Origin of the sequence: Polynucleobacter sp. HIN5, assembly GCF_030297555.1 — a bacterium.
GTDB lineage: Bacteria > Pseudomonadota > Gammaproteobacteria > Burkholderiales > Burkholderiaceae > Polynucleobacter.
Map to the genome: position 1 here is coordinate 1,164,624 of NZ_AP028136.1, position 16,508 is coordinate 1,181,131.

At 48.3% G+C, this 16,508-nt stretch carries 14 protein-coding genes and 2 tRNA genes; 10 read left to right on the forward strand and 6 right to left on the reverse strand.

Annotation, left to right across the window (positions count from 1 at the left end):
* Positions 1 to 21 precede the first annotated feature (21 nt).
* Together QUE61_RS06185 and QUE61_RS06190 are read right to left on the reverse strand one after the other, a co-directional pair.
* Positions 22 to 789: a reverse transcriptase domain-containing protein gene (locus QUE61_RS06185; RefSeq protein WP_286306395.1), complete on the reverse strand. Its 768-nt coding sequence runs from the start codon at positions 787 to 789 to the stop codon at positions 22 to 24.
* A gap of 486 nt (positions 790 to 1,275) precedes the next feature.
* Positions 1,276 to 1,352: transfer RNA gene (locus QUE61_RS06190), tRNA-Arg, on the reverse strand.
* A gap of 110 nt (positions 1,353 to 1,462) precedes the next feature.
* Between QUE61_RS06190 and QUE61_RS06195 the strand changes: the two genes are divergently transcribed.
* The 3 genes from QUE61_RS06195 to QUE61_RS06205 are packed head-to-tail and all read left to right on the forward strand — an operon-like array spanning position 1,463 to position 4,577.
* Positions 1,463 to 2,305 (forward strand): methyltransferase domain-containing protein, encoded by an 843-nt coding sequence (locus tag QUE61_RS06195; RefSeq protein ID WP_286306396.1) that lies wholly within the window; start codon positions 1,463 to 1,465, stop codon positions 2,303 to 2,305.
* A gap of 10 nt (positions 2,306 to 2,315) precedes the next feature.
* Positions 2,316 to 3,671, forward strand: a complete 1,356-nt coding sequence (locus QUE61_RS06200) for an APC family permease (protein WP_286306397.1) — start codon at positions 2,316 to 2,318, stop codon at positions 3,669 to 3,671.
* A 51-nt stretch (positions 3,672 to 3,722) separates the two neighbouring features.
* On the forward strand, positions 3,723 to 4,577 hold the full coding sequence (locus QUE61_RS06205) for a hypothetical protein (RefSeq protein WP_286306398.1): 855 nt from the start codon (positions 3,723 to 3,725) through the stop codon (positions 4,575 to 4,577).
* Between the two features lie 28 nt (positions 4,578 to 4,605).
* Here QUE61_RS06205 and QUE61_RS06210 read toward each other — a convergent pair.
* A tRNA-Pro gene (locus QUE61_RS06210) sits at positions 4,606 to 4,682 on the reverse strand.
* Positions 4,683 to 4,765: 83 nt separating this feature from the next.
* Between QUE61_RS06210 and QUE61_RS06215 the strand changes: the two genes are divergently transcribed.
* Both QUE61_RS06215 and QUE61_RS06220 read left to right on the forward strand, forming a co-directional pair.
* The gene (locus QUE61_RS06215; protein WP_286306399.1) at positions 4,766 to 5,170 is read left to right on the forward strand and encodes a hypothetical protein; all 405 of its coding nucleotides are present in this window, start codon (positions 4,766 to 4,768) and stop codon (positions 5,168 to 5,170) included.
* Positions 5,171 to 5,258: 88 nt separating this feature from the next.
* The gene (locus QUE61_RS06220) at positions 5,259 to 7,334 is read left to right on the forward strand and encodes a TonB-dependent receptor (RefSeq protein ID WP_286306400.1); all 2,076 of its coding nucleotides are present in this window, start codon (positions 5,259 to 5,261) and stop codon (positions 7,332 to 7,334) included.
* On the opposite strand, the gene QUE61_RS06225 is transcribed toward QUE61_RS06220, so the two are convergent.
* Positions 7,324 to 8,073 (reverse strand): lysophospholipid acyltransferase family protein, encoded by a 750-nt coding sequence (locus QUE61_RS06225; protein ID WP_286306401.1) that lies wholly within the window; start codon positions 8,071 to 8,073, stop codon positions 7,324 to 7,326. The genes QUE61_RS06220 and QUE61_RS06225 overlap by 11 nt on opposite strands.
* A 95-nt stretch (positions 8,074 to 8,168) precedes the next feature.
* Here QUE61_RS06225 and QUE61_RS06230 point away from each other — a divergent pair, with 95 nt between their 5' ends.
* The 4 genes from QUE61_RS06230 to QUE61_RS06245 all read left to right on the forward strand — a co-directional run bounded on the left by QUE61_RS06230 (position 8,169) and on the right by QUE61_RS06245 (position 11,494).
* Positions 8,169 to 9,035, forward strand: a complete 867-nt coding sequence (locus QUE61_RS06230; protein ID WP_215368957.1) for a UDP-2,3-diacylglucosamine diphosphatase — start codon at positions 8,169 to 8,171, stop codon at positions 9,033 to 9,035.
* Entirely contained in the window at positions 9,032 to 10,060 is a 1,029-nt protein-coding gene (locus QUE61_RS06235) for a glycosyltransferase family 4 protein (protein ID WP_286306402.1), read from the forward strand. Before QUE61_RS06230 ends, QUE61_RS06235 begins: the two co-directional genes overlap by 4 nt.
* On the forward strand, positions 10,060 to 10,458 hold the full coding sequence (locus tag QUE61_RS06240) for a diacylglycerol kinase (RefSeq protein WP_286306403.1): 399 nt from the start codon (positions 10,060 to 10,062) through the stop codon (positions 10,456 to 10,458). The genes QUE61_RS06235 and QUE61_RS06240 overlap by 1 nt, the downstream gene beginning before the upstream one ends.
* A gap of 88 nt (positions 10,459 to 10,546) precedes the next feature.
* On the forward strand, positions 10,547 to 11,494 hold the full coding sequence (locus tag QUE61_RS06245; protein WP_286306404.1) for a GNAT family N-acetyltransferase: 948 nt from the start codon (positions 10,547 to 10,549) through the stop codon (positions 11,492 to 11,494).
* Here the strand turns inward: QUE61_RS06245 and QUE61_RS06250 are convergent.
* Positions 11,491 to 13,059 (reverse strand): Ppx/GppA phosphatase family protein, encoded by a 1,569-nt coding sequence (locus QUE61_RS06250; protein ID WP_286306405.1) that lies wholly within the window; start codon positions 13,057 to 13,059, stop codon positions 11,491 to 11,493. The two genes, QUE61_RS06245 and QUE61_RS06250, sit on opposite strands and share 4 nt — an antisense overlap.
* A 77-nt stretch (positions 13,060 to 13,136) precedes the next feature.
* Between QUE61_RS06250 and ppk1 the strand changes: the two genes are divergently transcribed.
* Positions 13,137 to 15,230 (forward strand): polyphosphate kinase 1, encoded by a 2,094-nt coding sequence (gene ppk1, locus QUE61_RS06255; RefSeq protein ID WP_286306406.1) that lies wholly within the window; start codon positions 13,137 to 13,139, stop codon positions 15,228 to 15,230.
* On the opposite strand, the gene phoR is transcribed toward ppk1, so the two are convergent.
* Positions 15,196 to 16,488, reverse strand: coding sequence for a phosphate regulon sensor histidine kinase PhoR (phoR, locus tag QUE61_RS06260; protein ID WP_286306407.1), 1,293 nt, complete (start codon positions 16,486 to 16,488; stop codon positions 15,196 to 15,198). The genes ppk1 and phoR overlap by 35 nt on opposite strands.
* Positions 16,489 to 16,508 lie beyond the last annotated feature (20 nt).

A 16,508-nucleotide genomic window follows, 5' to 3' on the forward strand; every position in this document is an offset into this window, starting at 1 on the left:
TATTAGTCTGACAAAAAATTGCTAGGGGAATTGATTTAGCTGCATAGGATTTACTGATCTAACGTATTTTCTGATACCACTCTTTTTGTTGGCATTAATGGTCCCCATGTACTCATACAGCAGCTTTTGAAGTCTTGCATTTGTTATCTCATAATGCGCCCTTTTAAGGTCGATATTAAAAGCAGTTACAGAAGGGGCGCATATTACCTCTTTAGATGAATTTGACAACCAGTGAGATCTCAGCATTTGATCTTTCACCTCTATAGTTAAACGTCTCAATAAAGCATTGTCATTTGACGATATCAATATATCGTCCATATACACAGACAAAGAGATCCCCGCAATTTTCGATAGTCGAAAAAGGGTTTTGCCTAAATTCGACCTATCTAAGCAGACGGATGCAAGAATTGGCGACTGAACAAACCCAAAGGGCAACATAAATTGGATGGGGTAGCTGTTTGGTATCTTTACGGCTGAATTCAATGCAATTTCCCAAGACTTTTTATAGCCCAAAAATTCCTTGAGTGATCTTGCTATCCTTGATCTAGAAATGGAGCCGAAAAAATTGTCTATATCAAGCCTTGAAAAGAATTGATGATTGGCATGTAAGCGTATTGCCTTAACATGTCCTCCTGGCTTTAGATGATAAAAATACTCTGGTATATCCCACTTAGATTTAATCAGCTTTGAAACTTGCCTCCCAAATACCTTTGAAGATTGGGTCGGAACAAAGACCCATTTACCCGATTTCAGAGGAAACCTACTTTTCCACCTAGTATCTATTTGCATTTACTGGTGGTAAAGAATAGTTAAAGAACACGCCGTAAAGGTCAAGCAGCAGTTTTACCTTTTGTAAAAAAGGAAACAGCCCCTTGAGGCATTTACGGACTAAGCTTAAATTAGAATTTTTTTTCATAATTTAATCTCCATCTTGCGCCTGACATGCTTAGCGTGAACGCCGTGTTTATAACCAAACAGATATGAGTAATAAATTACACACACTAGTGATCACTAAGTGACATCAAGATGAAATGCTAGGGATTAACCTACCGTCAGACAACTTCATTTAATACCAAATCAAAGGATTTCGCAAGGTCGCATGTGATTGATCGCTTCTGATGTCGGGTTTCCCGACAAATTCCATGATCCACCAGTAGATGCCAATAACCACACGGATCCCACCCGGTTCTACAGCCCCACCGCCATCGGTCTCATGGGTGACCAATCTCTCCCACAATCGATTCAATGGATCCAGTAAAAATTTCCATCCAGATTTGGCCTGCCCAGCAGGAGTCGAACCTGCGACCTACGGCTTAGAAGGCCGTTGCTCTATCCAGCTGAGCTATGGGCAGTTGGGATAGCTAATTTTAATGGACTATCCCCTGCCTTGGGACCTTTTGGTTAATTTATTAAACTCCTGTTATAAATGGACTTTTGATAACAAAACTGCGTTGGAGATTTCATGAAATTCCTCAAATCTTGGCTTCTATTGATTGGTTTAAGCCTGTCCATTTCTTCATTTGCTCAGTTTCCCGCCGATGTGGGCGATGACAAGTATCAACCACGTCTGGGTCAAGAAGGCAAGGATGTGATTTGGATGCCAACTGGTAATGAGCTGGTTATTCAAATGCTCAAGACTGCCAAGGTGGGGCCCAATGATTTGGTCTATGACCTCGGTGCTGGTGACGGCAAGATCGCAATTGCTGCAGCTAAAGAATTCGGTGCCCGTGCTGTGGGTATTGAGTTCAATCCCGATATGGCAGCCTTTGCTCAACGCAATGCTAATCGTGCTGGTGTTGGTGATCGTGTCAAGATCATTAATGGCGATATCTTCAAAGAAGACTTTAGTAAAGCAACGGTGGTTACGCTCTATCTGTTACCTGACCTTAATTTGCGTCTGCGCCCCACGATCTTGGCCATGAAACCTGGTACTCGGGTGGTCTCACACGCATTCACAATGGGTGATTGGGAAGCCGATAAAGAAATTGATGTGGGCTCAAAGGGATATTACTGGGTCGTTCCTGCCAATGTAGCTGGTGAGTGGCAACTCGACGGTGTTGATGTAAATGGCAAAGGCACTCTCAGTTTGTCGCAACGTTACCAACGCATTGGTGGCAACCTCACCATCAGTGGCAAATCACAACCGATCCTTAATCCAACCCTTGAGGGCGACAAACTGAGTTTTGGCTATCTTGATCGTAAGAACAACTTGCATTCAGTGAAAGTTACTGTCAATGGCTCCCAGTTAAAGGGTGAAGACAAAGGTAGTACGACGTTTACGGAAGTAACCGGCAAGCGTCGCTAAGTCTTTGTAGATGGGAAGTTCTCAAGGCGCTAACCCTAGCGCCTCACCTCTTCGTTTACTCAGCCCCCTTGGGGCTGTTGCCATTATTGTCGGCATCGTCATTGGTGCCGGCATCTTCAAAACCCCATCGATGGTGGCTGGCATCACCGGTGACGTTGGTTGGTCCATTACCATTTGGATCGCTGGGGCACTCATCTCTTTGATGGGCGCCCTTTGCTATGCTGAGCTTGCCACCCTCTATCCCCACGCAGGCGGTGATTATCATTTCTTGACACGTGCGTATGGCAAGAATGTCTCCTTTTTATATGGTTGGGCTAAGGCGATGGTCATCAATACTGGCTCGATTGCATTGCTAGCCTTTGTGTTTGGTGACTACATGACCAAGGTGTTACCTCTTGGGGTCTACTCTTCGCTCTATTGGGCATGCTTGATTGTGATTGCCTTGACAGTCATTAATTTGATTGGTATTCATGCATCAGCGAATGTGCAAACAGTACTGACTGTTTTAGAGGTTGCTGGTTTAGTGGCCATCATCATTGCTGGCTTTGGTTTATTCGGAAACGCCCCTCCCCCAGTTAATAACCCACCGTTGTTTAGCAATACCCCACAACTGGGCATGCTTGGCCTGGGAATGGTCTTTGTCTTACTGACCTTTGGTGGTTGGAATGAATCCGCTTACATCTCAGCCGAACTCAAGGGAACCAGCAAAACGATCGTGAGCGTGATTGTGATTAGCATGGTGGTCATCACCATCATTTATCTACTAGTTAATATTGCCCTCATCAATGGTCTGGGTCTCAAAGCACTAGCCAGTAGTAAGGCGGCGCCTGCGGATTTGTTGGGCCTAGTCTTTGGCCCTGTCGGTGAAAAATTACTAGGTTTATTTGTAGCGGTTGCCGCACTTACAAGTATTAATGCCACCATGATTGTGGGAGCCCGCACCAACTACGCAATGGGTGAGGACTGGGACGGTCTTAGCAAAATGGGTAAATGGGAATCCTCTCGCGGCACCCCCACATTTGCGTATCTGGTTCAGGGTGTCATCAGTCTGGCCTTGGTTGGCTTTGGTGCCTTACAAAGCGATGGCTTTGAAGCCATGGTGGAATTTACTGCCCCGGTCTTTTGGACCTTTTTACTGCTGGTTGGTATTGGTTTATTTGTATTGCGGTTTAAGGATCGCTCCCCGCGCCCTTTTAGCGTTCCCCTCTACCCCATCACACCACTGATCTTCTGCGCCTCGTGTGCTTACTTAGCTTACTCCAGCATCATGTATGCGCATAGCAAAGGAGCAGTTCAGATCTCGTTCTATGTGATGTTGGCAGGTTTAGTTGCATTATTGATTCTGCGTCTACGTAAGATCTCTTAGGTCATTAAATTGACATCTGGCTCTGTAAACTAGAGCTTTTGGGTGTGGTTCATGCGTTTGTCCTGGTTCATTCAATATGCTTTGCTGATTCTGGTCTTGACTGGATTGCCAAGACCAGTCTATGCATTTGAGCCTTTGAATACCGATGATGCGGGCACGATTGGCAAAAGCGTTAACCAGATCGAACAATACTTTTATGTTCTGCACAACAATGCGCCAGGTAACCCTGGCAGCGTCGCCACGCCTGGCGAAGAGTTCCGGGGGCTTGGTAATGCCAAGGCCTTCCCATTTACCTACACCCATGGTGTTTCCGATACGACCGAGATTGCATTCTCAACAACGTATTACGCAACCCCGCGGGGATCGTACTCGCCGTTCTCAAACAATATTGTCTCGTTCAAATGGCGCTTCTGGGGCGATGGTCAGACCGGTCTTGGAATGGCCATTAAGCCAGCGATTACCCTACCAGCCAGCACCTCGCAACAGGTGCAAGGCTTGGGTCTCGCAAAGACCAACTATGAGTTCAATTACATCATCTCCTACTATTGGGATCGCATTCAGGTGCATACCAATATTAGTTACGCCCGTAATCCCTACAACACCAACTATCCCATCAGCGGCACATACAGCCCGTATCAAATTAATTTAGTATCAGGCTCCATTGCACCTGTTTGGATTGTGAACTCGTGGCTCAAGCTTGCCTTAGACATTGGCAGCTCAATTGATACCTCCCCAAATGCCGCTGCGGTCAATGACTATGGAATGGTCGCAGCGATATTCTCGGTCAATAGGAATGTGGATATTGGTTTGTCCTATTTGCAAAGTAGTACAACGCCCAATAATGCCTGGACTAGCAAAAGCATCGCGTCTGACCGTACCGAGGTTGGCGTAACTTGGCGTTTTTGACGGAGTTAAGAGAGTAACAAGAGAAAAGTGGTCGGAGTACAAGGATTCGAACCTTGGACCCCCTGCTCCCAAAGCAGGTGCGCTACCAGGCTGCGCTACACTCCGACAGATCTCCATTATAGCCTGACTGGGCTCTAAGCGCCCTCCTACGTTAAGGGGGGCTTGACAGCTCAGGTAATATTAATGATATGCCTTCCTTATTACGCCCTCACCTCGCTCGCCAAGAGACCGCGCCCATCAAGCGCTGGGTGATGCTTGGCTTGGTAATGCTAAGCCTCTTAACCACTCAATGGCTTGGGTTGGCTCACCAGATAGAACATCAAGAATTTAAACCCTCGGTAACCCATGAAGCCCGCACCAGTTGCGAGAAGCATAATCATTCACTCTTTGCATTTCTAGGTCATGAAGAAAGCTCGGTCGAGTGCCAACTTTTTGATGCAATCACCCTCGCGGGTCTCATTACCAGTAGTCCAATTCAGTATGTTGTTCCAAACGGTTTTAGCCAATTCGTTTTTGGCTTTGTCACTCAAGTTAGTGCATCTCGCACTCACGAGCCCTATCAATCACGGGCACCTCCGCTCAATACCCTGTAATTTTCTTTGGGTGATTGGCTTTCACAAGCCAATCCGAGTGTATTAATCCCTCGTTAAAGACGAAGGGTTATTTAGAGGTGTTGAGGTCATGAAGCAGATTGATTTAATCAAGAGTTATCTTTTAGTAAAACTATTAGCTGCTGTTAGTTGGTCGGTAGCGCATGAAAATCCAGCCTTACAAATTGATGTCAGTGGATCAGCGGAATCAGCAACAGGCATCTTAACGCCCACCAAAATCTTGCAAGGGAATGAGCTGCAAGATAAGTTGGGCACCACCTTAGGTGCCACGATTGGAAATGAACTTGGTGTATCGCAAACGGGTTACGGTCTTGGTGCATCGCGCCCGGTCATGCGCGGTCTTGAGGGAGCGCGGGTGCAGATTCTTCAGAACGGTCTATCGGTCGGCGATGTCTCGTCAATCTCAGCCGACCATGCAGTAGCCAGCCCCGTAGTAAACGCCCGACAGATTGAGATCCTGCGAGGAGCTGCCGCCCTACTCTACGGGTCAGGCTCCAGCGGTGGGTTGGTGAATATCGTCAACGACCGAATTCTGACGACCTTACCTGGCGAGGCAACAGGCTCAGCAAATACGAGCTATGACTCTGTCAGCAATGGTCGCGCTGCTTCGGGGCATGTGGATACCTCCTTTGAGTCAATCGCAATCCATGTTGATACAGCAATCAACAATAACCAAAACTACCGAATTCCTGGCAACTCAACGCAGGGCGGCCCAAACCAGGTCTGGGGAGTTCCGCCAGGCGGTCCTTTTGAGAACTATACGGGCAAACTACCCAACTCCTTTAACAACCAAAATAACTTGGGGGTTGGCGCTTCCTACATTGGCAAATCTGGATATACCGGGATTTCCGTAGAGCGAATGAACAATAACTACGGTATTCCGACGCCTGAAGGTGGCATGATTGCCCAATCTCAAAATAGATATGACTTCCAGCATCAAACTCGCGATCCATTTGCAGGGTTCTCTTCGATTAAGTTCAGCGCCGCTAATAGTAATTACAACCATACGGAGTTTTCTATCTTGAATGGTGCATACAGTCCAGCTGCACTCTGGAAAAATATTGCTAATGAGGCAAGACTTGAGTTGGCCCACAAAGCGGTGATGGGTTGGAAAGGGACATTTGGCGCACAGGTAACAAGCTCCTCGGTAGAGGCGACTGATATTGCAACTGGTAGTTACGCCATCTTGCCATCCACTAAGACCAACTCGAATGCACTCTTCTGGATTGAGGAAGGACGTTGGGGCGTCCTACAGGGGAACTTGGGTTTGCGGTATGACCTAGTTGGTCAAAACCCAAACCAATCCACCGAGTTTGAACCACTGACTGTGAATAGCGGCGTTGCTCCTTCTGCACCAGGATTGCAAAATCGTAATTTCAATTTAATTTCGTATTCTGCAGGTGGTTTATGGAACTTTACTAATGGGTATGGCACAGGGTTGTCGTATACGGTTTCACAGCGCGCACCAAGTGCCCAGGAGCTCTACTCCTATGGTGTTCATGAGTCAACTGCAACGTTTGCAGTGGGTAACTCAAATTTAAGTAAAGAGACCTCGCATAATTTAGAGGTCAATATCCAGAAAACCATCGGTAAGGTTCGCGGTAAGGTCAATGTTTATCTCAACAAATTTAGTAATTACATTTATGGTTACTACACTGGGCAAACCGCTACCAATGCCGAAGATTTCTCTGTTGTTCAAGCCCAACAAGCCGCTGCTACCATCAAGGGGGCTGAGGGTGAACTGACCTATAACTGGGGCAATGTAGGTAGTGGTGCACGCTTGTTTGCCGATGCCTCACAGGGAACCTTTGATGCGGGTGGTAATTTGCCCTTGCAACCTGCTCCTCGGATTGGTGTGCAGGTGGCGCATCAGAAGAATGGTTGGTTGGCAAACGCCAGTTACACCTATAGCTTTCAGCAAAATCGTTTAGCCACTTGGGAAGTTGGGCCCACGCCAAGCTATAACCTCTTAAATGCCGGTTTGTCCTATACCGAGAAGATCAATAAGGTGAGTTGGACGGGCTATATGATGCTCAAGAATATTCTGAATGACGATATTCGGTATGCCACTACGCCGATGGCGGTTCGTTTATACGCACCCCAACCGGGCCGCAGCTTGATGGTGGGCGTTCGAGCTAACTTCTAGAAGCCTCAATCATGGATCGCACTTGGGTCTCGCAATACAGCGCGAGATCCTTGCGATCCAGATCGGTTGCTGGACTTGGAGCAAAAATCAACTCGACGGTAATGGCTTTGGCCCTGAGTATCTTCGCAATGGAATCAATCAGGGTCATATCGCCAATAAAGGCCGTCGCATCGCTATATTCCTGATGCGCATTGCGATACCGAATGGCCATTGGGAAGGTTTGCACCTGGGTTTGGGCGGCTGACTCAAAAAGATTGGTCTTGAACGGCAAAACCCGATCCCCTGCCGTTGAGGTCCCTTCTGGGAAGATACAAATCGGCTCTTTGGGGAGTAGATCTTCCAGTTGTTTGGCAATCTCTTTGCCGTGCCGTTTGTTGTCTCGACGAATAAAGAGGGTTCCAGTTTGTCTGGCCATCCATCCAAACACGGGCCAGCCAGCGACTTCTGACTTGGCCACAAAGCGGCAAGGCAAGAAGGAATGAATGCTGGCAATATCAATCCACGAAATGTGGTTAGCTGCAATGAGATAGCCTCCGCTCTTGGGTAAATACTCGGAATGGATGACCTTGAGTTTGAGACCAAAGATGCTAAGCAGTTGCTTCGACCAAGATTGAATATGGCGTTTTTTAGTCGATTCTTGCGCAAAGGGAAAGATCACGATCAGGATCAACGCGCCTTTGATCACATGAAAAATGATGTGCAAGGCGGGCCAGAATAAGAGTCGGGAGGAGTCTGCCATAGTTCAGATGATAAAGGGGATGTATTGGCGCTTGTCATCAAACTGACACTAAAGTGTCATGATGATTTCATGATGCGGTGGCATCGTAGAGGTCCATGGAGCACTATAGAGCCATTTGGATCTCAGACGTGCATCTCGGGACACCTGGATGCCAGGCTAAATTCCTCCTCGATTTCTTAAAGCATAACGAATCCGACACCCTTTATTTAGTGGGTGACATCATTGATGGTTGGCGCTTAAAGAAAAGTATCTACTGGCCACAGTCCCATAACGATGTGGTCCAAAAGATCTTACGTAAAGCTCGCAAAGGTACTGAGGTTGTGTATGTGCCCGGCAATCATGATGAATCGATTCGTCAGTTCTTAGGTCTCTCCTTTGGAGAAATCAAAGTGGTACCCGAAGCCATTCATACAACGGCTGATGGTCGCAAACTCTGGATTACCCATGGCGATTTATTTGATGGCGTGATGCAATACGCCAAGTGGCTGGCCTATGTGGGTGACAACCTCTACTCCCTGATCCTGTACTTCAATCGCTACCTCAATCTGCTACGCGTTCGGATGGGCATGCAGTATTGGTCACTCTCTCAATACTTAAAGCACCAGGTGAAGAATGCAGTGAGTTACATCGCTGACTTTGAAATGATCATGGCGCGTGAGGCACGATTACGGGGCTGCCAAGGCGTGGTCTGTGGGCATATCCACAAAGCCGAGATCCGTATGATCGATAACCTCCTCTATTGCAATGATGGCGATTGGGTCGAGAGCTTGACCGCCTTAGTTGAAACCCACGAGGGCGAGCTCAAGATTGTGCATTGGCCTCGCATCTTGGACGACAAACCCGTCATCGAGGAAGTAACGGTTGAACAAATGAGCTTATCGATTTCTTTTCCAAGCCGCGTGTCATCACCTGGGTTGATGGCGCAATCCACTATTACCCATTCAATGGAGACCATTACATGAGAATCATGATCGTGACTGACGCTTGGGAACCCCAAGTCAATGGCGTTGTAAGAACCCTCAAGCAAACTACGTATGAGCTGCAGAAGATGGGGCATCAGGTAGAAATGATTACTCCTGCTGAATTTAAGACCATCCCCTGCCCTACTTATCCAGACATCTCCTTGTCGATCCTGCCTGGTAAAGGTGTCGCCAAGCGGATGAAGGCGTTCTCGCCCGATGCGATTCACATTGCGACCGAGGGGCCACTTGGGTTGGCGGCACGCTCCTACGCACTGCGCTACAACTTACCATTTTCAACCGCTTACCATACCCGTTTTCCGGAATACGTCTATGCACGCACCCGCATTCCACTGGCGTGGACCTATCGCTTCCTGAAATGGTTTCATGGTCCATCGATGGCAGTGATGGCGCCCACCCAAGTGGTCAAAGACGATCTCGAGAAATATGGTTTTGACAATGTCGTGATCTGGTCACGCGGTGTTGACCTTGAGATCTTTAAAACCCAACCCTCCAAAGTATTGAACTCTGCCCATCCCATCTTTTTATACGTAGGTCGGGTTGCAGTTGAAAAGAATATCAATGCCTTTTTGGAGATTGATCTGCCTGGATCAAAGTGGGTGGTCGGTGACGGTCCAGCCTTAAAAGAAATTAAGGAGAAATACCCCTTAGTGAACTACCTTGGCGTTCTCAATCAATATCAATTGGCCGAGGTCTATGCTGCCGCTGATGTGTTTGTGTTCCCAAGCAAGACTGATACCTTTGGTCTCGTTTTGCTTGAAGCCATGGCGTGTGGTCTCCCTGTGGCTGCTTACCCTGTGACGGGTCCGATTGATGTACTGGGTGACTCCAAAGCTGGGGTCATGCATGAGGATTTAAAGACTGCATGCATGGAGGCGCTGCGCATTCCGCGTGAGGTAGCGCGTGCTCATGCCGAGAAGTTCTCATGGAAGGCCGCAAGTGAGCAATTTGCCAATCATTTAAAGCCGGTTCGTGTGCATGTGAGCACGCAAACGGTTCCTGCTTGATGAGCCAGCCGTACGACATTAAACAAAATCCCCATAAGGGGAATCGCGGTCTCACCCGGGCAATCCATGCCGCTAAGAACTCCTGGCATGGTTTGATCTTTGCATTTAAAGAGGAGAGTGCCTTTCGGCAGGAGTTGGTTTTATTACTTGTCTTAAGTCCAATTGCCATTCTCTTACCAGTGGGTCTATTTGAGAGGGCACTCATGATCTGCTCCTTAATCATGGTGCTGGTCATTGAACTACTCAACTCGAGCGTAGAAGCCGCTATTGACCGGATCTCTTTTGAACACCACGACCTCTCTAAACGGGCCAAGGATTTTGGCTCGGCCGCCGTGATGTTAGCCCTATTAATCGCCTTTGTGATCTGGGCTGCCGTCCTTTATCAAGAATTTATTTAATAAAATCAATTATTTATGATTTTGTTACCCATGCCTTATTCCTGTAATATATGCCCTATAGGATCAGGCTATCAACTAAGGAACTGCGATGCCTGATATCCCAAATCCCTTTTCGCCCCTGGACAACTTATTCATTACAACAAAACGTCATGCGAACGCATCAATTTCTACAAAACCCTGGGCGGATAAATTGAATCCCCTCAAAAAATTCTTTGGCAAAAAGGCTGAGACCTCAGGGATCGATCCCAAATCTGAGACGCCCTCATCCAAGACTGGATTAGAAAATGTTCCACAGCTTTTAGGCAAAGCCAAGCGTGCCCCATTCAAGATTTCATGGGCCATCAATGACGAAGAGATCAAAGAAGCGCAGCGCCTGCGTTACAAAGTATTTGCTGAAGAGATGGGTGCTCATTTACCAGCCAATGAAGAAGGTCTTGATATCGACGAGTTTGATGCCTATTGCGATCACTTGCTCATTCGTGACCCTGAGACCTTGCGTGTCATTGGTACCTACCGGGTCCTGCCACCCCATAAAGCCAGTCAAATCGGTCGCCTTTACTCGGACTCCGAATTTGATCTCTCCCGCATTAATCACTTACGCCCCAAAATGGTCGAAGTAGGTCGCTCGTGTGTGCATGAAGACTATCGCTCGGGCGCAGTGATCATGGCACTATGGAGTGGTCTTGGCCAGTATATGAAACAGCATCAATATGAGATCATGCTAGGTTGCGCCAGTATTCCGATGGCTGATGGTGGTCACTATGCAGCGAGTCTCTATAACTCGCTCGGGCCAGAGCAAATGGCACCGGTTGAGAATCATGCGTTCCCGAAGCTACCTCTCCCCTTAGATCGTCTCAATGGCGGTCTTCATGTTGAAGCACCACCACTCATCAAGGGCTACCTGAAACTCGGAGCTAAGATTTGTAGCGCACCCGCTTGGGATCCCGACTTCAACACCGCTGACCTGCTCACGATGTTGCGCCTCTCCGAAATGAATCCGCGCTACGCGAAGCATTTTCTAGAAAAAGCGGACTAGTCGATTAACTTTAGGGTATAGCGGTACCCAATTCGTTCCCACTCTGCGGCTTCTTTACGCAGGCTGAACTCGGTTAAGGGGTGGGCACTTGCCCACTGTCGATCAAGCAAGACCTCAAAGGTCTCACTGTTGGGATTCTTCACCTTCACCTTAGGCAAGTGCTCATCCATGCGTGAGCGGCACAAGACATGCGCTAGACGGATGCAGAACAACATGCGCCAGTCGGTGAAGTTAGCATTGTTTGAGAGTTTGCCCAGTTTGCCCGTATGCCCCAGAAGCAGCGCTGCCAATCGGGCTTGATCATTCTTGGAGAACCCTGGCATATCGGCATTTGCTGCGATATAAGCCGAGTGCTTGTGATAGCCGTTATGCGAGATCGATAATCCCACCTCATGCAGGTTTGCTGACCAGCCAAGTAAGGCAAGATTATCGGTGCGGCTCTCATGATGTGGCTTTGGTAATTGGGCCAAGAAATCCGCGGCCAGCATTCCTAAGCGATGCGCCTGCTCACGATCAACTGCATAACGTTGCATAAACTGCTCAACGGTTACGAAACGCATATCGTCATGTTGCGTACGACCCAATAGATCATAGAGCACGCCCACTCGGAGGGCTGCATCGCTGACCTCCATGCGCTCAATGCCTAACTCATCAAAGATGGCGAGCATAATCGATAGTCCTCCGGGTAATACGGGACGACGATCATCCTTAAGGTTAATCAGATTGACGCGATCGATGTGATCAAAGTCCAAAAGGCGCTTCTTCAACCCCTTGAGACCCTGCAAGGTAATCACCCCCGCACCACTATTGTCTAAGGGGTCAAGGGTTGACTTCTCCCCAGAACCATTGAGTTTGTTGTCTGCAATCAAGTCAGCTAAAGCGCGTGCCGTTCCCGATGAACCAATCACCTGATTCCAGCCCGATTTACTAAATCGGCCCTTAATTACTTGCACTTCTCGGCGCGCCGCTAGCTCTGCCTCTTTGAATGCGTGGGGATCGATCGTGCCGTTCGGGAAAAAACGGATGCTGTGCGATACGCAGCCAATATATAGACTCTCCAAGAGCTTTGGCTCATAGCCCTTACCGATGATGAACTCGCTCGAGCCACCACCTACATCGATGACCAAGCGGTTACCAGAAACAGCGGGAGCCTCATGCGAGGTGCCGATGTAAATCAAGCGGGCCTCTTCAACTCCCGCAATCACCTCAATCGGAAATCCCAAGGCAACCTGAGCCTCTTGCACAAACTTTTGCGCATTGCGTGCTACCCGTAAGGTATTGGTGGCAACGGCTCTCACCTGTTTGGGTCTAAAGCCCCGCAAGCGCTCCCCAAAGCGTCGAATGGCGCCTAAGCCCCGCTCCATTGCCTCATCATCCAGGACCTTACCAGGGGTTAAGCCTGCCGCCAAGCGGACCGGTTCACGCAGGGTATCAATGGTGCGCAACTGCATCCCGGAGGGGGTAATGTAGGCCTGGCAGATGAGCAGTCGAAAGCTATTGGAGCCAAGGTCCACAGCGGCCACTAGGTCTAGTCCGGGCTTATTGGAGGTGCTGGTCTTAGACACGGTATTTAGAATTTATTAGGATCAAAGACTATTATCGTATGAAATAAAAGTGACACATTTGTGAAATATAAAGAGATATGTCACTTTTATTACTCAACCGTGAAATCGGTATTCTGGAGTTTAATTCAAGGGTACTGGCGCAAGCTGAAGATCCGAAGATCCCCCTCCTCGAGCGTATTCGGTTTCTCAGTATTGTTTCAAGTAATCTCGATGAGTTCTTTGAGATCCGGATGTCGGGCATCAAAGAGCAACTCATCGACAACCCCTTAAAAGTGGGTGCTGACGGTCGTACGATTGCTGAGAACTATGAGTTAGTCTCTCAACACGCGCATGCGCTCGTTGATCGCCAATACCACCTGTATCAGCAAGTTTTGCTTCCTCAACTTTATAAAGTCAATATTCAATTCTTACTGCCTGAGCACTGGAATCACGAACAACGCGTTTGGGCCGAAGACTTCTTTAAAGAAGAGCTCTTTCCCCTTCTTACCCCCATCGCCCTCGATCCCGTTCATCCTTTTCCACGCGTCATCAATAAGAGTCTGAACTTTATTGTTCAGCTCGAGGGTAAGGATGCATTTGGGCGCAAAGCGAATCTCGCTGTGGTGCAGGCGCCGCGTTCACTTCCTCGCCTGGTCAAAATGCCTAGGCGCCTTGCGGGTCATCAAGAAGCATTTGTCTTTTTATCATCGTTTATTCAGGCCTTTGTGGGTCAACTGTTCCCAGGGATGAGCGTCCTAGGCTGTTACCAATTTCGGGTCACGCGCAATTCCGATCTCTTTGTATCCGATGACGAGATCACCGACTTACGCCAAGCCTTACAAGGTGAGTTGCCCACCCGCCATTTAGGCGATGCCGTGCGACTTGAAGCAAACATCAATATTCCAGAAACGTTGTTACAACGCCTATGTAAAGAGAACAATCTCGACATGCGCGATTGCTATCGGGTTAATGGCCCGGTCAATTTAGTCCGCCTTGCGCAACTCCCTGACTTGGTCGATCAACCCAAACTGGTCTTTAAGCCTCATATCCCTGCCATGCCATTCAAACTCGGCTCAGGTAGTGGCGTGATCTCATTCTTTGAGCGCATAAAACAGTCTGATCTACTCTTGCATCATCCTTATGAGAGCTTTGAGCCTGTCTTAGACCTGTTACGCGAAGCCAGTCGAGACCCTGACGTAATGGCGATTAAGCAAACGGTATACCGAACTGGCGATAAATCACCAGTGATGGAGGCGCTGATTGAGGCAGCCCAAAATGGTAAAGAGGTCACAGTAGTTCTTGAGCTTCTTGCCCGTTTTGATGAGCAAACCAATATCAATTGGGCAGCCCGCTTAGAGGAAGTAGGCGCGCACGTGGTGTATGGGGTGGTCGGCCATAAATGCCATGCCAAACTGTTGCTGATCGTTCGCAAAGAGAAAATCCATAAGTCAGGTAAGACATCGCTGGTGCGCTATGCACACCTAGGAACCGGTAACTACCACCCTCGTACCGCCAAGATCTACACTGATTTTGGTTTGATGACCTGCGATCCGCTTATCACTAAGGATGTGCATCAGGTTTTTCAGCAACTCACAGGGACTGGCATGCAACTCGAGACCCGAGAGCTATGGGAAGCACCCTTCACAATGCTTGAGCAACTCGTACATCACATCCGCGCTGAGACGAAGGCTGCGAAGCAAGGCAAGAAAGCGCGCATCATTGGCAAGATGAATGCGCTTTTAGAGAAAACCATCATCGAGGAGCTCTATAAAGCCTCGCAAGCTGGAGTGAAGATTGATTTGATTGTACGCGGTGTCTGCGCCCTACGCCCCGGGGTCAATGGCCTGTCCGAGAACATTAAGGTACGCTCGATCGTGGGTCGCTTCTTAGAGCATCATCGGATTTATTACTTCTACCATGGTGGCTCTGAGCAGGTCTATCTGTCGAGTGCAGATTGGATGGAGCGCAATCTCCTACGCCGCGTCGAGGTCGCCTTCCCCGTCAAGGATCCCAAACTAAAGCAACGGGTGATTAACGAAGGCTTGATGATTTTGCTCAAAGACAATGCCTCAGCATGGCTCATGAAGGCAGATGGTAGTTATGTCAAGAGTAAACCACGCATCAACCAAACCCCGATCGTGGGTCAACTCGAACTACTTAAGAAATTCGTTCGGGGGGAAAGCGCAGAGTAAAGGTACTGCCCTTGCCAAGCGTACTCTCAATCAATAACTGGGCTTGATGGCGATTAGCCACATGCTTCACAATTGCCAATCCTAAGCCAGTGCCACCGGTCTCACGCGAGCGACTTCGATCAACCCGATAAAAACGCTCCGTTAAGCGCGGGATGTGCTCCGATGAAATACCCGGCCCAGTATCAGTGACCGAGAACTCGCCCTCGCCTGCGGCATTAATACCCCATGAGACCGTGACCGATCCAACCTCGGGGGTATACCGGATCGCATTGGACACCAAATTACTAAAGGCTGATAAAACTTCACGTTCCTCACCCAATAAATTACAAGATGTATTGAGATTCATGTTGAGCGCGTGTTTACCTTGCGATAAGGCATAAGCATCATTTTTAATGAGAGACATCAGATAGCTCATGGAAACGCTATTAAGAGGGGCTGGCTGCGTATTGGCCTCGAGGTTTGCCAGGGTTAAGAGATCCTCAACGAGGTTTTTCATACGCTTACCCTGATCCATCATCATCTCAAGGTATTGGGCTTTTTGCTCTGGGGGAAGATCCAAGGTCTGAACCGTCTCCAAAAATCCCATCATGACGGTCAATGGTGTGCGCATCTCGTGCGACACGTTCGCCACGAAGTCACGTCGCATGGCCTCAGCCTTACTTAAATCCGTTATATCCTGAATCAAGACTAAGCGCCGGTTCTCAGAGAATGGGAAGGCTTGCAAACGAAGAATCGGGTTCGAGCTACTCATCTTCTCCAACACAATCGGCTCTTCATAATTGCGCTCAGTAATGTATTGCACAAACTCAGGCTTGCGGACGATGTAATGAATGCGTTGTAACACATCACGTTTGAGCTCAATCCCCAAAAAGCGTTCCGCAATCGCATTGCACCACTCGATTTGATCTTGATCATCGAGCATCACAATGCCATTAGGGGATGCCTGAAAGGCCTCAATAAAGCGTTTATGTTGGCGCTCTACCTGCTCGATGTCTTTACGTAAGCTGGTAATGATGCGTTGGAGTTTGAAGAAGATATCAGCCCAGGCGCCACCAAATCCAGACAAATGAGAAATCCCTGCGCCCTTCACAAAGGCATCTAGACGAGATTGATTGACGTAAGCGATGAAAAGACAAAGAACGATAATAAATACCGCAAGAAGCCAACCAAGCTCATCACCCACAAATGACTCACAAATCAAGCCAGCAACTCCAGCGAGCATAAGGATTGGGATAAGGCGCAGAAATCCAGAAAACATGAGGACATCTTAGAGCATCT